The sequence below is a fragment of the Micromonospora sp. WMMC273 genome, assembly GCF_027460285.1.
GTDB lineage: Bacteria > Actinomycetota > Actinomycetes > Mycobacteriales > Micromonosporaceae > Micromonospora > Micromonospora aurantiaca.
Genome location: NZ_JAPZBE010000001.1, coordinates 5,371,029 through 5,385,097 on the forward strand (window position 1 = coordinate 5,371,029; position 14,069 = coordinate 5,385,097).

Annotated in this window: 26 protein-coding genes; all 26 read right to left on the reverse strand. The window is 68.4% G+C overall.

Features of this window, described 5'->3' with window-relative positions:
- The 26 genes from O7611_RS24830 to rpsS all read right to left on the reverse strand — a co-directional run bounded on the left by O7611_RS24830 (position 1) and on the right by rpsS (position 14,061).
- A complete protein-coding gene (locus O7611_RS24830) occupies positions 1-1,023 on the reverse strand; it encodes a DNA-directed RNA polymerase subunit alpha (RefSeq protein ID WP_007073009.1) in 1,023 nt (340 codons plus the stop codon).
- 95 nt (positions 1,024-1,118) lie between these two features.
- The gene (rpsD, locus tag O7611_RS24835) at positions 1,119-1,745 is read right to left on the reverse strand and encodes a 30S ribosomal protein S4 (protein ID WP_018784565.1); all 627 of its coding nucleotides are present in this window, start codon (positions 1,743-1,745) and stop codon (positions 1,119-1,121) included.
- Positions 1,746-1,759: 14 nt separating this feature from the next.
- Positions 1,760-2,167 carry a 30S ribosomal protein S11 gene (rpsK, locus tag O7611_RS24840; protein ID WP_013288613.1) on the reverse strand — a complete coding sequence of 136 codons (408 nt, stop codon included), beginning with the start codon at positions 2,165-2,167 and terminating at the stop codon, positions 1,760-1,762.
- 18 nt (positions 2,168-2,185) lie between these two features.
- Positions 2,186-2,566, reverse strand: a complete 381-nt coding sequence (gene rpsM, locus O7611_RS24845) for a 30S ribosomal protein S13 (RefSeq protein WP_013288614.1) — start codon at positions 2,564-2,566, stop codon at positions 2,186-2,188.
- A 211-nt stretch (positions 2,567-2,777) separates the two neighbouring features.
- Complete coding sequence (gene rpmJ / locus O7611_RS24850) at positions 2,778-2,891, reverse strand: 50S ribosomal protein L36 (RefSeq protein ID WP_012184307.1); 114 nt, start codon at positions 2,889-2,891, stop codon at positions 2,778-2,780.
- A gap of 90 nt (positions 2,892-2,981) precedes the next feature.
- A complete protein-coding gene (gene infA / locus O7611_RS24855) occupies positions 2,982-3,203 on the reverse strand; it encodes a translation initiation factor IF-1 (protein WP_007073013.1) in 222 nt (73 codons plus the stop codon).
- Between the two features lie 232 nt (positions 3,204-3,435).
- Entirely contained in the window at positions 3,436-3,960 is a 525-nt protein-coding gene (locus tag O7611_RS24860; RefSeq protein WP_194801540.1) for a DUF1707 SHOCT-like domain-containing protein, read from the reverse strand.
- Between the two features lie 82 nt (positions 3,961-4,042).
- Positions 4,043-4,897, reverse strand: coding sequence for a type I methionyl aminopeptidase (gene map, locus O7611_RS24865; protein WP_194801422.1), 855 nt, complete (start codon positions 4,895-4,897; stop codon positions 4,043-4,045).
- Positions 4,898-4,994: 97 nt separating this feature from the next.
- Entirely contained in the window at positions 4,995-5,648 is a 654-nt protein-coding gene (locus O7611_RS24870) for an adenylate kinase (protein ID WP_013288618.1), read from the reverse strand.
- Positions 5,649-6,977 carry a preprotein translocase subunit SecY gene (gene secY, locus O7611_RS24875; protein ID WP_194801423.1) on the reverse strand — a complete coding sequence of 443 codons (1,329 nt, stop codon included), beginning with the start codon at positions 6,975-6,977 and terminating at the stop codon, positions 5,649-5,651.
- A gap of 239 nt (positions 6,978-7,216) precedes the next feature.
- Positions 7,217-7,660 (reverse strand): 50S ribosomal protein L15, encoded by a 444-nt coding sequence (rplO, locus tag O7611_RS24880; RefSeq protein WP_018784561.1) that lies wholly within the window; start codon positions 7,658-7,660, stop codon positions 7,217-7,219.
- A complete protein-coding gene (gene rpmD, locus O7611_RS24885) occupies positions 7,660-7,842 on the reverse strand; it encodes a 50S ribosomal protein L30 (protein ID WP_013473693.1) in 183 nt (60 codons plus the stop codon). Before rpmD ends, rplO begins: the two co-directional genes overlap by 1 nt.
- Positions 7,842-8,456 (reverse strand): 30S ribosomal protein S5, encoded by a 615-nt coding sequence (gene rpsE, locus O7611_RS24890; RefSeq protein ID WP_013288621.1) that lies wholly within the window; start codon positions 8,454-8,456, stop codon positions 7,842-7,844. Before rpsE ends, rpmD begins: the two co-directional genes overlap by 1 nt.
- A gap of 33 nt (positions 8,457-8,489) precedes the next feature.
- On the reverse strand, positions 8,490-8,879 hold the full coding sequence (gene rplR, locus O7611_RS24895; protein ID WP_030501605.1) for a 50S ribosomal protein L18: 390 nt from the start codon (positions 8,877-8,879) through the stop codon (positions 8,490-8,492).
- A complete protein-coding gene (gene rplF, locus O7611_RS24900) occupies positions 8,876-9,418 on the reverse strand; it encodes a 50S ribosomal protein L6 (RefSeq protein ID WP_013288623.1) in 543 nt (180 codons plus the stop codon). Before rplF ends, rplR begins: the two co-directional genes overlap by 4 nt.
- Positions 9,419-9,434: 16 nt before the next feature.
- Positions 9,435-9,842, reverse strand: coding sequence for a 30S ribosomal protein S8 (rpsH, locus tag O7611_RS24905; protein WP_013288624.1), 408 nt, complete (start codon positions 9,840-9,842; stop codon positions 9,435-9,437).
- 98 nt (positions 9,843-9,940) lie between these two features.
- Positions 9,941-10,126: a type Z 30S ribosomal protein S14 gene (locus O7611_RS24910; RefSeq protein ID WP_007073023.1), complete on the reverse strand. Its 186-nt coding sequence runs from the start codon at positions 10,124-10,126 to the stop codon at positions 9,941-9,943.
- 1 nt (position 10,127) lies between these two features.
- Entirely contained in the window at positions 10,128-10,697 is a 570-nt protein-coding gene (rplE, locus tag O7611_RS24915) for a 50S ribosomal protein L5 (RefSeq protein ID WP_013288625.1), read from the reverse strand.
- Positions 10,697-11,017 (reverse strand): 50S ribosomal protein L24, encoded by a 321-nt coding sequence (gene rplX / locus O7611_RS24920; protein WP_013288626.1) that lies wholly within the window; start codon positions 11,015-11,017, stop codon positions 10,697-10,699. The genes rplE and rplX overlap by 1 nt, the downstream gene beginning before the upstream one ends.
- Positions 11,014-11,382 carry a 50S ribosomal protein L14 gene (gene rplN / locus O7611_RS24925; RefSeq protein WP_007073026.1) on the reverse strand — a complete coding sequence of 123 codons (369 nt, stop codon included), beginning with the start codon at positions 11,380-11,382 and terminating at the stop codon, positions 11,014-11,016. The genes rplX and rplN overlap by 4 nt, the downstream gene beginning before the upstream one ends.
- A 98-nt stretch (positions 11,383-11,480) precedes the next feature.
- Complete coding sequence (rpsQ, locus tag O7611_RS24930; protein ID WP_013288627.1) at positions 11,481-11,756, reverse strand: 30S ribosomal protein S17; 276 nt, start codon at positions 11,754-11,756, stop codon at positions 11,481-11,483.
- Positions 11,753-11,989 (reverse strand): 50S ribosomal protein L29, encoded by a 237-nt coding sequence (gene rpmC / locus O7611_RS24935; protein WP_013288628.1) that lies wholly within the window; start codon positions 11,987-11,989, stop codon positions 11,753-11,755. Before rpmC ends, rpsQ begins: the two co-directional genes overlap by 4 nt.
- On the reverse strand, positions 11,989-12,414 hold the full coding sequence (rplP, locus tag O7611_RS24940) for a 50S ribosomal protein L16 (RefSeq protein ID WP_007465292.1): 426 nt from the start codon (positions 12,412-12,414) through the stop codon (positions 11,989-11,991). The genes rpmC and rplP overlap by 1 nt, the downstream gene beginning before the upstream one ends.
- A 3-nt stretch (positions 12,415-12,417) precedes the next feature.
- A complete protein-coding gene (rpsC, locus tag O7611_RS24945; protein WP_194801424.1) occupies positions 12,418-13,290 on the reverse strand; it encodes a 30S ribosomal protein S3 in 873 nt (290 codons plus the stop codon).
- Positions 13,290-13,739 (reverse strand): 50S ribosomal protein L22, encoded by a 450-nt coding sequence (rplV, locus tag O7611_RS24950; RefSeq protein WP_013288630.1) that lies wholly within the window; start codon positions 13,737-13,739, stop codon positions 13,290-13,292. Before rplV ends, rpsC begins: the two co-directional genes overlap by 1 nt.
- Before the next feature lie 40 nt (positions 13,740-13,779).
- Positions 13,780-14,061, reverse strand: a complete 282-nt coding sequence (gene rpsS / locus O7611_RS24955) for a 30S ribosomal protein S19 (protein WP_007073032.1) — start codon at positions 14,059-14,061, stop codon at positions 13,780-13,782.
- Between the last annotated feature and the right edge of the window lie 8 nt (positions 14,062-14,069).

Sequence of the window (14,069 nt, forward strand, 5' to 3'; positions counted from 1 at the left end):
CTAGAGCTGCTCGGTCTCGCGGTAGTCGTCGGTGTCGTAGTCCGCCTCGCCGAAGGCGTCCACGACGTGCGCCGGGTCGAAGTTCGGAGCCGAGTCCTTCAGCCCCAGGCCCATCCCGGCGAGCTTCATCTTGACCTCGTCGATCGACTTCTGACCGAAGTTGCGGATGTCGAGGAGGTCGGCCTCGGTACGCCCGATGAGCTCACCAACGGAGTTGATGCCCTCGCGCTTGAGGCAGTTGTAGGAGCGGACGGTGAGGTCCAGCTCCTCGATCGGCAGGGCCAGGTCCGCCGCCAGCTGGGCGTCCTGCGGGGACGGCCCGATGTCGATGCCCTCGGCGGTCTCGTCCAGCTCCCGGGCCAGCCCGAACAGCTCCACCAGCGTCGAGCCGGCCGAGGCCAGCGCGGTACGCGGGCCCATCGACGGCTTGGTCTCGACGTCGATGATGAGCCGGTCGAAGTCGGTACGCTGCTCGACACGGGTCGCCTCGACCCGGTACGTCACCTTGAGCACCGGCGAGTAGATCGAGTCGACCGGGATCCGGCCGATCTCGGCGCCCGCCTGCTTGTTCTGCGCCGCCGTGACGTAGCCGCGACCCCGCTCGACGGTCAGCTCCATGTCGAGCCGGCCCTTGCCGTTGAGGGTGGCGAGCTTCAGGTCCGGGTTGTGCACCGAGACACCGGCCGGGGGCTGGATGTCACCGGCGGTCACGTCGCCCGGGCCCTGCTTGCGCAGGTACATGCTGACCGGCTCGTCGTGCTCGGAGCTGACGCACAGCTCCTTGATGTTCATGACGAGCTCGACCACGTCCTCCTTGACACCGGGGATCGTGGTGAACTCGTGCAGCACACCGTCGATCTTGATCGAGGTGACCGCCGCACCCGGGATCGAGGACAGCAGCGTACGCCGGAGCGAGTTGCCCAGCGTGTAGCCGAAGCCGGGCTCCAGCGGCTCGATGGTGAACCGGGAGCGGGTCTCGTTGATCGACTCTTCGGAGAGAGACGGTCGCTGGCTGATGAGCATCTTTTCTCTTCTCTTCCGGGGCGCCCGCTATTTGACGCCCACGACACAACTGTTCCGGTGGCCCGCCCCGGAGGACGGGCCACCGCAACGAGCCCTTACTTGGAGTAGAGCTCGACGATCAGCTGCTCCTGGACCTGGGTGTCGATCACCTGGCGGGCCGGGAGCGAGTGCACGAGGATCTTCAGCTGGCTCGGGATCGCCTCCAGCCACGCCGGAACGGTCCGCGAGCCGGCCTCACCCTGCGCCACGAGGAACGGGGTGAGCTCCTTGCTCTTGGCACGCACCTCGACGATGTCGTGCTCCTTGACGCGGTACGACGGGATGTCGACCTTCTTGCCGTTCACCGTGAAGTGGCCGTGCTTGACCAGCTGACGGGCCATGTCCCGGGACTTGGCGTAGCCGGCCCGGTAGACCACGTTGTCCAGCCGCGACTCGAGGATCTGCAGCAGGACCTCACCGGTCTTGGCTTCCTTGCTCACGGCCTCTTCGTAGTAGCCGCGGAACTGCTTCTCCAGCACGCCGTAGACACGACGGGCCTTCTGCTTCTCACGGAGCTGGAGCAGGTACTCCGTCTCCTTCGTGCGGCCGCGGCCGTGCTGCCCGGGCGGGAACGGCCGGGACTCGAACGGGCACTTCGGACCATCGCACTTGCTGCCCTTGAGGAACAGCTTCATCTTCTCCCGCCGGCAACGGCGGCAGTCAGCACCGGTGTAACGAGCCATCTCTCTCTAACCTCTCAGACCCGGCGACGCTTCGGCGGACGGCACCCGTTGTGCGGCTGCGGCGTGACGTCGGAGATCTGCCCGACCTCGAGGCCGACGGCCTGCAGCGAACGGATGGCGGTCTCCCGGCCGGAGCCGGGGCCCTTGACGAACACGTCGACCTTGCGCATGCCGTGCTCCATCGCGCGGCGCGCGGCGGCCTCGGCGGCGAGCTGCGCGGCGAACGGAGTCGACTTGCGGGAGCCCTTGAAGCCGACCTGGCCGGAGGAGGCCCAGGAGATGACCGCACCGGTCGGGTCCGTGATGGACACGATGGTGTTGTTGAAGGTGCTCTTGATGTGCGCCTGCCCGTGGGCGACGTTCTTGCGTTCCTTGCGCCGGACCTTCTTGACGGCGGCTCCGGCACGAGCCTTCGGTGGCATAAGTCTGTGCGCTCCTAGTTACTTCTTGCCGGGCTTCTTCTTGCCGGCCACGGTCCGCTTCGGGCCCTTCCGGGTCCGCGCGTTGGTCTTGGTGCGCTGGCCACGCACGGGCAGACCGCGGCGGTGCCGGATACCGGCGTAGCAGCCGATCTCGACCTTGCGGCGGATGTCAGCGGCGACCTCGCGGCGCAGGTCGCCTTCAACCTTGTAGTTGCCCTCGATGTGGTTCCGGAGCTCGACGAGCTCCTCGTCCGTGAGGTCCCGAACGCGCTTGTCCGGCGAGATGCCGGTCGCGGCGAGCGTCTCCAGGGCGCGGGTACGACCGACCCCGAAGATGTAGGTGAGCGCGATCTCCATCCGCTTCTCGCGGGGGAGATCCACGCCGACTAGACGTGCCATGTGCGGGCGTACTCCTCGTGATGTTGTGGCGGAGGTGTGGACCCGTCCCACCCCGCTACCGGCCGTCCCTGTCCTTCCGGCGTCAAGAACGCCGGCGACCGGGATCGGTCGCTGCCCGAGCGGGCCCCGGCCTCCGACCGGGGGTCAACCACGAGGGGGTACGCGCTGCGCACCCGACCGCGGCTGAGACGAGCTGGTGATGTGTGGGGCGTCAGCCCTGGCGCTGCTTGTGGCGCGGGTCGGTGCAGATGACCATGACCCGGCCGTGCCGGCGGATCACCCGGCACTTGTTGCAGATCCTCTTGACGCTCGGCTTGACCTTCACGGTTGCCTTACTTCCCATCTGGCCCGGAGCCGCGGCGGTGCGCGATCCGGACGTCGAAGACGGACACGGGTCTCCCGGCCGCCGTCAGGCTTACTTGTAGCGGTAGACGATGCGCCCGCGGGTCAGGTCGTACGGCGAGAGTTCGACGACGACCCGGTCCTCCGGCAGGATGCGGATGTAGTGCTGGCGCATCTTGCCGCTGATGTGAGCGAGCACCTTGTGGCCGTTCGCGAGCTCCACCCGGAACATGGCGTTCGGCAGGGGCTCGATGACCCGACCCTCGATCTCGATTGCTCCGTCTTTTTTCGGCATGTCCTCCGCTGTCCTGACGTCGGTTACTCCGGACGGCTCACAACGTCTTACACGGGTGAACTGACCAAGATCAGGAAACCCGCGCCAGCCGCGGCTCCGACTCCCACCGAAGCGCAGGGTGGGCATGGCGGAGTGGACGCTGTGCGCCGATCAGAAAGTGTACGCCGACCCGCACGTGCTCGCCAAACCGACCGGCGCGACGGTCACCCGGACGGCTCGGATATGACGCAGGTCACGTCTCCGGCAGCTCCCGCTTCGCCCGCCGACGGGCCTCCCGCTCGACCTGCTTGCGCCGCCGGCGCTCGGCGTCGTGCTCCGGCGCCCCGTGGGCCAGCCCCTGGATCGTCTGGTAGAGCACCACGGCGCCCCACGGCCCGAGCACCCAGATCGGCCAGTAGTCGTCGAACTCGAACTCACCCTCGCCGAGCTGGGAGACGAACCAGATCGCGCTGAGGATCAGGGCCACCTTCAGCCAGGGGCCCCAGACCCCCAGCAGCCAGGCGTTACGTGCGCTGACGGCCGCCCGGCCCGGCTCGGCCACCCCGCTCTTCCCGGTCGCGCGGGGAGCCGGCAGGGAGTTCTCCGCCGGCCGGGGACCGGGCAGATCGGTCAGCAGTTCGTCCAGCTCGCCGTAGGTCTTGGCGCCGTACGCCTGCCGCAGCCGGTCGTCGTACTCACCCAGGTCGAGCCGGCCTTCGGCCAGCGCCACCCGGAGTCGTTCCGCGGTGGCCTCCCGGTCCGCGTCGGCCGCCCGCATCCGGTTGCGCTCATCCATGGGAACAAGCATGGCACCCGATCGCCAAGGCGGCAGCACTCGACCGGGTACGGGGGCAGCCCGCTCAGGCCGCCGGAGAGTCGACGGACGTCTGCCGGGCGGTCACCAGGTCACCCAGACGGGCCCGTCCGCCGTCCTCGGCCGTGAGCACCCACACGCCGTCGTCCAGCAGCGCCATCGAGTGCTCGACGTGCACCGCCATCGACCCGTCCCGGGTCACCACGGTCCAGCCGTCGGACAGCTCGACCGTACGCGGCGAGCCCATCGTGATCATCGGCTCGATGGCGAGCGCCAGGCCCGGCACCAGGCGCGGCCCCTTGCCGGGACGCCCGTGGTTGAGCACGTGCGGGTCCTGGTGCATCTCGGTGCCGATGCCGTGACCGCCGTAGCCGTCGACGATGCCGTACCGGCCGCCCTTGCGGACCGCCGTCTCGACCGCGTGCGAGATGTCGGTGAGCCGGCCCTTGCCGGAGGCCGCCCCGCGCGCCGCGGCGGCGATCCCGGCCCACATGGCGTCCTCGGCCACCGCCGTCATCCTCAGCAGCGCCGGATCGACCTCGCCGACCGGCACCGTGACCGCCGCGTCGCCGTGCCAGCCGTCCAGCACCGCGCCGCAGTCGATGGAGATCAGGTCGCCCTCGCGCAGCACCTGCTCGGCCGACGGGATGGCGTGCACCACCTGCCGGTTGACCGACGAGCAGATCGACGCCGGGAAGCCGTGGTAGCCCTTGAACGACGGCACGGCGCCCGCCTCGCGGATGGTCGACTCGGCGATCGCGTCCAGGTCGGCCGTCGACACGCCCGGCGCCACCGCCTCCCGCATCCGCCGCAGGGCGCGGGCGACGACCAGACCGGCGGCCCGCATCAGCTCGATCTGCTCGGGGGTCTTCAGCTGGATGTCCAGCTGGGGACGGCGCATGGTGGTGGTTACCTTTCGTCACGCGTACGCGGAGCAGCGGGGCACGTCGCACGTACCCCGCTGTTCGCACTCTATCCGCCGGGTGGCGGGTGGGACCTCAGCCGCCGTACGAGCGCAGCGCGTCGATGGCGCGGACGGTGACGTCCTCCACCGGGCCGGTCGCGTCGATGCCGACCAGCTTGCCCTGGGCGCCGTAGTAGTCCACGAGCGGCGCGGTCTTCTCGGCGTACTCCCGCAGCCGGGCGGCGATGGTCTCCGGCTTGTCGTCGTCGCGTTGGAACAGCTCGGCGCCGCAGCGGTCGCAGACGCCCTCCCGGCTCGGCGAGTCGAACTCGACGTGCCAGATCTTGCCGCAGCCGCGGCAGGTGCGCCGGCCGGACAGCCGCCGGATCACCTCGTCGTCGTCGACGACGAGCTCCAGCACCAGGTCCAGCGCGGTGCCGAGGTCGGCGAGGAGCTTGTCCAGCGCGGCGGCCTGCGGAGTGGTCCGCGGGAAGCCGTCGAGCAGGAAGCCCTCGCTCGCGTCCGGCTCGGCGAGCCGGTCCCGCACCATGTTGATGGTGACCTCGTCCGGGACCAGCTTGCCGGCGTCCATGTACCGCTTGGCCTCGACGCCCAGCGGGGTGCCCTGGGAGACGTTCGCCCGGAAGATGTCACCGGTCGAGATCTTCGGCACCGAGAGGTGCGCGGCGACGAACTCCGCCTGTGTGCCCTTGCCCGCGCCCGGCGGGCCAACCAGAACGAGTCGCATCTACCGCAGGAACCCTTCGTAGTTCCGCTGCATGAGTTGGCTCTCGATCTGCTTCACGGTCTCCAGACCGACGCCGACCATGATGAGCACAGCGGTGCCGCCGAACGGAAAGTTCTGGAACTGCTGGTTGTCGAGCCAGATGAAGAAGAAGTTCGGCAGGATCGCGACGATGCCCAGGTAGAGCGCGCCCGGCAGGGTGATCCGGCTGAGGATGAAGTCGAGGTACTCGGCGGTCGGCTTGCCGGGGCGGATGCCCGGCACGAAGCCGCCGTACTTCTTCATGTTGTCCGCGACCTCGGTCGGGTTGAACGTGATCGACACGTAGAAGTACGTGAAGAAGATGATCAGCAGGAAGTAGATCGCGATGTGCTCCGGCGCGCTCGCCTTCACGATGTGGTTCTGGATCCACGCCTGGACCTTGCCCGGGTCGTTCTGATCGAAGAACTGGAGCGCGAGCTGCGGCAGGTAGAGCAGCGACGAGGCGAAGATGACCGGGATGACACCCGCCTGGTTCACCTTCAGCGGGATGTAGGTCGACGTCCCGCCGTACATCCGCCGGCCGATCATGCGCTTGGCGTACTGCACCGGGATGCGGCGCTGCGCCTGCTCGATGAAGGTGACAGCGGTGATGACCAGCAGCACCAGGGCGATGACGAGGAGGAACATCCCCCAGCCCTTTGTGGTCTTGATCTTCCAGCCCTCGCTGGGGAGCCGGGCCGCGATCGAGGTGAAGATCAGCACGGACATGCCGTTGCCGACGCCCCGGTCGGTGATCAGCTCACCGAGCCACATCACCACGCCGGTGCCGGCGGTCATCGTCATGACCAGGATCGTCAGCGTCAGCCAGTCCGGGATGCCGGTGCCCTGGGGCACGATCGGGAACTGGTCGCACTGGTTGTTGAACAGCTGCCCGGAGCGGGCCAGCGCCACGAACGCCGAGGACTGGAGGATGCCCAGGCCCAGCGTCAGGTAGCGGGTGTACTGCGTGATCTTGGCCTGCCCGGCCTGGCCCTCCTTGCGGAGCTGCTCCAGGCGCGGGATCACCACCGTCAGCAGCTGCAGGATGATCGACGCGGTGATGTAGGGCATGATGCCCAGCGCGAAGACCGAGAGCTGGAGCAGCGCGCCACCGGAGAAGAGATCCAGCAGGTTGAGCACACCGGTGCTGCCACCCTGGATCGTGTCGAGGCACTTCTGCACGTTGCCGTACGAGACGCCCGGGCTGGGCAGCGTGGCGCCCAGCCGGTAGACCGCGATGATGCCTACTGTGAACAGCAGCTTCTTGCGCAGGTCAGGCGTACGGAACGCACTGAGAAAGGCGGACAGCAACTTCTTCCTCCTGCGCGACGCGGGCCGCCGGTGAACGAGTCCCTGGCGGGGCGGGGTGTGGTGCCGGACGGAGTGTCCGGAATCCATGGCTGGGAACGGACTCTAACAGCCCGGTCCCGGTCCGGGCAGATGTGCCCGGCTACATAAACCGAATCCGATGTTACCCGGCGCACACGTCGCCGGTAGACCATGGCGCCCGCCCAGTTGCGAACAACTGAGCGGGCGCCATGAACATCGTCTTACAGCTCGGTGACCGAGCCACCGGCGGCGGTGATCTTCTCCTTGGCCGACGCGCTGAACGCGTGCGCCGACACCTGGAGGGACACGCCACCGAGGTCGCCGGTGCCGAGCACCTTGACCGGGTGGCCCTTGCGGACCGCACCGGCCTCGACCAGCTCGACCGGGCCGACCTGGCCGCCGTTGGGGAACAGCTCGGCCAGCCGGTCCAGGTTGACCACCTGGAACACGACCTTGAACTTGTTCTTGAAGCCCTTCATCTTCGGCAGGCGCATGTGGATGGGCATCTGCCCACCCTCGAACGCCGGCGAGATGTTCTTGCGGGCCTTGGAACCCTTGGTACCGCGACCGGCCGTCTTGCCCTTGGAGCCCTCACCGCGACCCACACGGGTCTTGTCGGTCTTGGCGCCGGGAGCCGGACGCAGGTGGTGCACCTTGATCGTCATTACTCGACCTCCTCGACCTTCACGAGGTGGTTGACCGTGAAGATCATGCCGCGGATCTCCGGCCGGTCCTCCTTGACCACCACGTCGTTGATCCGCTTGAGACCGAGGGAACGCAGCGAGTCACGCTGGTTCTTCTTGGTCCCGATCTCGGACCGGACCTGGGTGACCTTCAGGCGTGCCATCAGGACGCCACCCCCGCCCGCGACGCCAGCATGGCGGCCGGCGCGACGTCCTCGACCGGCAGACCACGACGGGCCGCGACCTGCTCCGGGGACTCGAGCCCCTTCAGGGCCGCCACCGTGGCGTGCACGATGTTGATCGGGTTGGACGAGCCGAGGCTCTTGGAGAGCACGTCGTGGATGCCCGCGCACTCCAGCACGGCACGCACCGGGCCACCGGCGATGACGCCCGTACCGGCGGAGGCCGGCTTGAGCAGCACCACACCGGCGGCGTCCTCGCCCGTGACCGGGTGCGGGATCGACTGACCGATCCGCGGCACCTTGAAGAAGTGCTTCTTGGCCTCCTCGACGCCCTTGGCGATCGCCGCGGGCACCTCCTTGGCCTTTCCGTAGCCCACACCGACGGTGCCGTCGCCGTCGCCCACGATCACCAGGGCGGTGAAGCTGAAGCGACGACCACCCTTCACGACCTTGGCGACGCGGTTGATCGCGACGACCCGCTCGAGGTGCGGGGTCTTCTCGACGGGCGCGTTTCCGCGGCCGCCCTCACGGCGGTTGTCGCGGCGACCACCCTCGTTGCCACCGGACCCGCCGCCACGGCGCTGTTGACCTGGCATCAGCAGCCTTCCTTCTCTCTCGTGACGGGGTTTCTAGAACTCGAGCCCGGCTTCGCGGGCGGCGTCGGCAAGCGCGGCGACACGCCCCGCGTACCGGTTGCCACCGCGGTCGAAGACGACCTTCGAGACGCCGGCGGCCTTGGCGCGCTCGGCGAGAAGCGCGCCGACCTTGCCGGCCAGGGCGCTCTTGTCGCCCTCGGCGCCGCGCAGCGAGGCGTCCATGGTCGAGGCCGACGCCAGGGTGTGACCCTTGGTGTCGTCGACGACCTGGGCCACCATGTGCCGCAGGGAGCGGGTGACGACCAGGCGGGGACGCTCGGCGGTGCCGCTGACGTTCTTGCGGACCCGGAAGTGCCGACGCGCACGCCCGACGGCACGCTTGGCGGCGACGCCGCGGCGGCGCTTGAGCAGCGTGGCGCTCACTTCTTACCTGCCTTTCCAGCCTTGCGGCGGATGACCTCGCCCTGGTACTTCACGCCCTTGCCCTTGTAGGGCTCCGGCGGACGGATCTTCCGGATGTTGGCGGCGACCTCGCCGACCTGCTGCTTGTCGATGCCGGCCACGTGGAACAGCGTCGGCTTCTCGACCGTGAAGGTGATGCCCTCCGGCGCCGGAACCAGGACCGGGTGCGAGAACCCGAGCGCGAACTCCAGGTCCTTGCCCTTGGCGGTCACGCGGTAACCGGTACCGGCGATCTCCAGGCTCTTGCGGTAGCCCTCGGTGACACCGACGATCATGTTGGCCACCAGCGTACGGCTCAGGCCGTGCAGCTCCTTGGCCTTGCGCTCGTCGTTGGGCCGGTTGACGTGCAGCTCGCCGTCCTCGCCCCGCTCCGCCGTGATCGGCTCGGCCAGCACGTGGCTCAGTTCGCCCTTGGGGCCCTTGACCTTGACGGTCCGGCCGTCGATCGTGATGTCGACGCCGGCAGGCACCGGGATCGACTTACGTCCAATACGCGACATTTCTACCTGTCTCCCGTTACCAGACGAAGGCGAGGACTTCCCCGCCAACGCTCCGCTTGCGGGCCTGCCGGTCGGTGAGCAGCCCCTGGGACGTCGAAATGATCGCCACGCCCAGCCCGCCGAGCACCCGCGGGAGCCCGTCCGACTTGGCGTACACCCGGAGACCGGGCTTGGACACGCGCTTGATGCCGGCCAGGCTCCGCTCGCGGTTCTGGCCGTACTTCAGCTCGACGACCAGTCGCTTGCCGACGGCGCCCTCCTCGGGCTCCTCGACCGACCAGGTGGCGATGTAACCCTCGGCCTTGAGGACCTCGGCGATGTTCGCCTTGATCTTCGAGTAGGGCATCGTCACCCGGTCGTGGTACGCCTGGTTGGCGTTACGCAGACGCGTGAGCATGTCTGCGATCGGGTCGGTCATCGTCATGAAAACTCGTCAACCTTTCTCGCCGGGGTTCCCCGGGCCAGGCCCGGGGCCTACGGCGAAGAGACAGTTCAGCTGACGCGCCGGAGCGCGCCGGGCTATTACCAGGAAGCCTTGGACACGCCGGGCAGCTCACCGCGGTGGGCCATCTCCCGGATGCACACCCGGCAGAGACCGAACTTGCGGTAGACCGCCTTCGGACGCCCGCACCGCTGGCAGCGGGTGTACGCGCGAACCGAGAACTTCGGCTTCGCGGCCGCCTTGAGGATCAGCGCCTTCTTGGCCATCTCAGTTCTCCTTGAACGGGAAGCCCAGGAGCTTGAGCAGCGCCCGGCCCTCGTCGTCGGTCGTGGCGGTCGTGACCACCGTGATGTCCATGCCCCGCTGGCGATCGATCTTGTCCTGGTCGATCTCGTGGAACACCGACTGCTCGGTCAGGCCGAACGTGTAGTTGCCGTGCCCGTCGAGCTTGCGCCCGTCCAGGCCGCGGAAGTCACGGATACGCGGCAGCGCGATCGAGAGCAGCCGGTCCAGGAACTCCCACATCCGGTCGCCGCGCAGGGTGACCTTCGCGCCGATCGGCATGCCCTCGCGGAGCTTGAACTGCGCGATGGACTTGGTGGCCCGCCGGACCTGCGGCTTCTGGCCGGTGATGGTGGCCAGGTCGCGGACGGCCCCGTCGATCAGCTTGGCGTCGCGAGCGGCCTCGCCGACACCCATGTTGACGACGATCTTGACCAGCCGCGGCACCTGCATCGGGTTGGCGAACTCGAACTGCTTCTGCAGCTCGCCCACGATCTCGTTGCGGTACCGCTCCTTGAGGCGCGGCAGGGTCTTGGTTTCGGTAGCCGTGGTCATCAGAGGTCCTTACCGGTGCTACGCGCGATGCGGACCTTCTGGCCGTTGTCGTCGATCCGGTAGCCGACGCGGGTCGGCTTGCCGTCGGAGTCCAGGACCATCACGTTCGAGACGTGGATCGGGGCCTCCTGGGTGACGATGCCACCGGTCTTGGCGCCACGCTGGGTGGTGCTGATGCGGGTGTGCTTCTTGACCCGGTTCACGCCCTCGACCAGGACCTTGTCCTGCCGCGGGTAGGCCGCGATGACCTTGCCCTTGGCACCCTTGTCCTTGCCGGCGATGACGACGACCGTGTCGCCCTTCTTGACCTTCACGGTCACAACACCTCCGGCGCGAGAGAGATGATCTTCATGAACCGCTTGTCCCGCAGCTCCCGGCCCACCGGGCCGAAGATGCGGGTACCGCGCGGGTCCCCGCCGTCCTTAATGATGACGGCGGCGTTCTCGTCGAAGCGGATGTACGACCCGTCCGGCCGCCGCTTCTCCTTGGCGGTCCGAACGACGACGGCCTTGACGACGTCGCCCTTCTTCACACCGGCACCGGGGATCGCGTCCTTGACGGTCGCCACGATGACGTCGCCGATGCTCGCGTAGCGCCGACCGGAGCCGCCGAGCACCCGGATGCACAGGATCTCCCGGGCACCCGTGTTGTCGGCGACGCGCAGTCGCGACTCCTGCTGAATCACGTCTATCTCCTATGTCTGCCGGTTCTCCGGCCGCTCGGGGCGGCCGGAGCCTGGCGGAACCTGCGCCCGACCGAGACCCGGCCGAGCTCGAGCCTTCGCTACTTGGCCTTCTCGAGGATCTCCACGAGCCGCCAGCGCTTGGTGGCGGACAGCGGCCGGGTCTCCATGATCAGGACCCGGTCGCCGATGCCGGCCGAGTTCTGCTCGTCGTGGACCTTCAGCTTGCTCGTACGGCGCATGATCTTGCCGTACAGCGCGTGCTTGACGCGGTCCTCGACCTCGACCACGACGGTCTTGTCCATCTTGTCGCTGACCACGAGGCCCTCGCGAACCTTGCGGCGGGACCGCGCGGGGGCGGTGGTGTTCTCACTCATGATGCAGTCACCTCAGTCGGCGCGGCCGAGAGACCCAGCTCACGCTCACGCATGATCGTGTAGATCCGGGCGATCTCCCGACGGATGACCTGCAGCCGCCGGTTGTTGTCCAGCTGCCCGGTTGCGGCCTGCACGCGGAGGTTGAACAGCTCCGCCTTCGCCTCGCGCAACTTCGTGACCAGCTCCTCCTCGGAGAGCTCACGCAGCTCGGAGGGCTTGACGCCCGCTGCCATCAGGATTCACCCACTTCGCGCGTAACAATGCGGCACTTCATCGGGAGCTTGTGGATCGCGCGACGCATCGCCTCTCGCGCGATCTGCTCGTTGGGGAAGGACATCTCGAAGAGAACCCGCCCCGGCTTCACGTTGGCGACCCACCACTCGGGCGAACCCTTACCGGAACCCATCCGGGTCTCGGCCGGCTTCTTGGTGAGGGCCTGGTCCGGGAAGATCGTGATCCAGACCTTGCCGCCACGCTTGATGTGGCGGGTCATCGCGATACGCGCCGACTCGATCTGGCGGTTGGTCACGTACGCCGGCTCGAGAGCCTGGATCCCGAACTCGCCGAACACCACCCGGTTACCACCCTTGGACGCGCCACTGCGGTCCGGGTGGTGCGGCTTGCGGAAGCCCTTCGGGGGCTTGCGCGGCATCAGCATCTGTCAGCCCTCCTGCTGCTGTTCTGCCGGCTGGGTCGCGGCTGCGGCGACAGCGCTGCTGTCGACGGGCTCACCGGCCGGCGTCTCCGCCTGCTGCGCGATGGTCGTCGCGGCAGCGCGGCCGGCCTCGGTGCCACCGGCGGTCGTACCGGACGAGCCCGAGCGGCCACGGCGCGGCCGGTCCGGCCGGTCGCCACGGTCACGGCGCGGGCCGCGCGACGGGGCGGCCTCGGCCGGGGCCTCGCGGCCCGGGACGGCGTCGCCCTTGTAGATCCAGACCTTCACGCCGATCCGGCCGAAGGTGGTACGGGCCTCGAAGAAGCCGTACTCGATGTTGGCCCGCAGCGTGTGCAGCGGAACCCGGCCCTCGCGGTAGAACTCGGTCCGGCTCATCTCGGCGCCGCCCAGACGGCCCGAGACCTGAACCCGGATGCCCTTGCAGGCGGGGTTCTTCATGGCGGACTGCATCGCCTTGCGCATGGCCCGACGGAAGCTGACCCGGCTGGACAGCTGCTCGGCGACGCCCTGGGCGACCAGCTGCGCGTCCGACTCGGGGTTCTTCACCTCGATGATGTTCAGCTGGACCTGCTTGCCGGTGAGCTTCTCCAGCTCGCCGCGGATCCGGTCGGCCTCCGCACCCTTACGGCCGATGACGATGCCCGGCCGGGCGGTGTGGATGTCGACGCGGACCCGGTCCCGGGTGCGCTCGATGTCGACCTTGGAGATGCCGGCGCGCTCGAGGCCCTTGGACATCATCCGGCGGATCTTGACGTCCTCGCCGATGTAGTCCTTGTAGAGCTTGTCCGCGAACCAGCGGGACTTCCAGTCGGTCGAGATGCCGAGCCGGAACCCGGTCGGGTGAACCTTCTGACCCATTACTCGGCACCCTCCGTCGTGCTCTGCTCCTCAGCGGCCGGCTTGGCCGGAGCGGCCTTCTTCGCCGACTTCTTCGGCGTGGCCGCCGCGACCGCCTCGACCGCCACGGTGATGTGGCACGTGCGCTTGCGGATCCGGTACGCCCGGCCCTGCGCCCGCGGCCGGAACCGCTTCATGGTCGGGCCCTCGTCGACGAACGCCTCGCTGACGAGCAGCGCGTCGGGGTCCAGCCGCTCGTTGTTCTCCGCGTTGGCGATCGCGCTCGCGAGCACCTTGTACACCTGCTCGCTCGCAGCCTGCGGCGCGAACTGCAGCACCGTGAGCGCCTCCTTCGCGGGCAGGCCGCGGACGAGGTTGACCACCCGGCGCGCCTTCATCGGCGAGATGCGCACGTGCCGCGCAACCGCCCGCGCGCCCGGAAGCACCGGAGCGTCGCCCTTTCCTGGCATCGCTGTAACCCCTTGTTCCTCTATCCGTATGCCCGCGGCGTCAGCGCCGGCGGCTCTTCCGGTCGTCCTTCTCGTGACCCTTGAACGTGCGGGTCAGCGCGAACTCGCCGAGCTTGTGCCCGACCATGGCCTCGGTCACGAAGACCGGGACGTGCTTACGTCCGTCGTGCACGGCGATCGTGTGACCCAGCATCTCCGGGATGATCGTCGAGCGGCGCGACCAGGTCTTGATGACGTTCTTCGAGCCCTTGTCGTTCTGCGTCTCCACCTTCTTGAGCAGGTGGTCGTCGACGAACGGGCCCTTCTTCAGGCTGCGAGGCATGTCTTATC

What these genes read in the sequence shown, in the direction of transcription:
- O7611_RS24830 (WP_007073009.1), bottom strand. Translation starts at nt 1,023, where the DNA reads ATGCTCATCAGCCAGCGACCGTCTCTCTCCGAAGAGTCGATCAACGAG.
- rpsD (WP_018784565.1), bottom strand. Translation starts at nt 1,745, where the DNA reads ATGGCTCGTTACACCGGTGCTGACTGCCGCCGTTGCCGGCGGGAGAAG.
- rpsK (WP_013288613.1), bottom strand. Translation starts at nt 2,167, where the DNA reads ATGCCACCGAAGGCTCGTGCCGGAGCCGCCGTCAAGAAGGTCCGGCGC.
- rpsM (WP_013288614.1), bottom strand. Translation starts at nt 2,566, where the DNA reads ATGGCACGTCTAGTCGGCGTGGATCTCCCCCGCGAGAAGCGGATGGAG.
- infA (WP_007073013.1), bottom strand. Translation starts at nt 3,203, where the DNA reads ATGCCGAAAAAAGACGGAGCAATCGAGATCGAGGGTCGGGTCATCGAG.
- O7611_RS24860 (WP_194801540.1), bottom strand. Translation starts at nt 3,960, where the DNA reads ATGCGGGCGGCCGACGCGGACCGGGAGGCCACCGCGGAACGACTCCGG.
- map (WP_194801422.1), bottom strand. Translation starts at nt 4,897, where the DNA reads ATGCGCCGTCCCCAGCTGGACATCCAGCTGAAGACCCCCGAGCAGATC.
- O7611_RS24870 (WP_013288618.1), bottom strand. Translation starts at nt 5,648, where the DNA reads ATGCGACTCGTTCTGGTTGGCCCGCCGGGCGCGGGCAAGGGCACACAG.
- rplO (WP_018784561.1), bottom strand. Translation starts at nt 7,660, where the DNA reads ATGACGATCAAGGTGCACCACCTGCGTCCGGCTCCCGGCGCCAAGACC.
- rpmD (WP_013473693.1), bottom strand. Translation starts at nt 7,842, where the DNA reads ATGGCACGCCTGAAGGTCACCCAGGTCCGGTCCGAGATCGGGACCAAG.
- rpsE (WP_013288621.1), bottom strand. Translation starts at nt 8,456, where the DNA reads ATGCCAGGTCAACAGCGCCGTGGCGGCGGGTCCGGTGGCAACGAGGGT.
- rplF (WP_013288623.1), bottom strand. Translation starts at nt 9,418, where the DNA reads ATGTCGCGTATTGGACGTAAGTCGATCCCGGTGCCTGCCGGCGTCGAC.
- rpsH (WP_013288624.1), bottom strand. Translation starts at nt 9,842, where the DNA reads ATGACGATGACCGACCCGATCGCAGACATGCTCACGCGTCTGCGTAAC.
- O7611_RS24910 (WP_007073023.1), bottom strand. Translation starts at nt 10,126, where the DNA reads ATGGCCAAGAAGGCGCTGATCCTCAAGGCGGCCGCGAAGCCGAAGTTC.
- rplE (WP_013288625.1), bottom strand. Translation starts at nt 10,697, where the DNA reads ATGACCACGGCTACCGAAACCAAGACCCTGCCGCGCCTCAAGGAGCGG.
- rpsQ (WP_013288627.1), bottom strand. Translation starts at nt 11,756, where the DNA reads ATGAGTGAGAACACCACCGCCCCCGCGCGGTCCCGCCGCAAGGTTCGC.
- rpmC (WP_013288628.1), bottom strand. Translation starts at nt 11,989, where the DNA reads ATGGCAGCGGGCGTCAAGCCCTCCGAGCTGCGTGAGCTCTCCGAGGAG.
- rplP (WP_007465292.1), bottom strand. Translation starts at nt 12,414, where the DNA reads ATGCTGATGCCGCGCAAGCCCCCGAAGGGCTTCCGCAAGCCGCACCAC.
- rpsC (WP_194801424.1), bottom strand. Translation starts at nt 13,290, where the DNA reads ATGGGTCAGAAGGTTCACCCGACCGGGTTCCGGCTCGGCATCTCGACC.
- rplV (WP_013288630.1), bottom strand. Translation starts at nt 13,739, where the DNA reads ATGCCAGGAAAGGGCGACGCTCCGGTGCTTCCGGGCGCGCGGGCGGTT.
- rpsS (WP_007073032.1), bottom strand. Translation starts at nt 14,061, where the DNA reads ATGCCTCGCAGCCTGAAGAAGGGCCCGTTCGTCGACGACCACCTGCTC.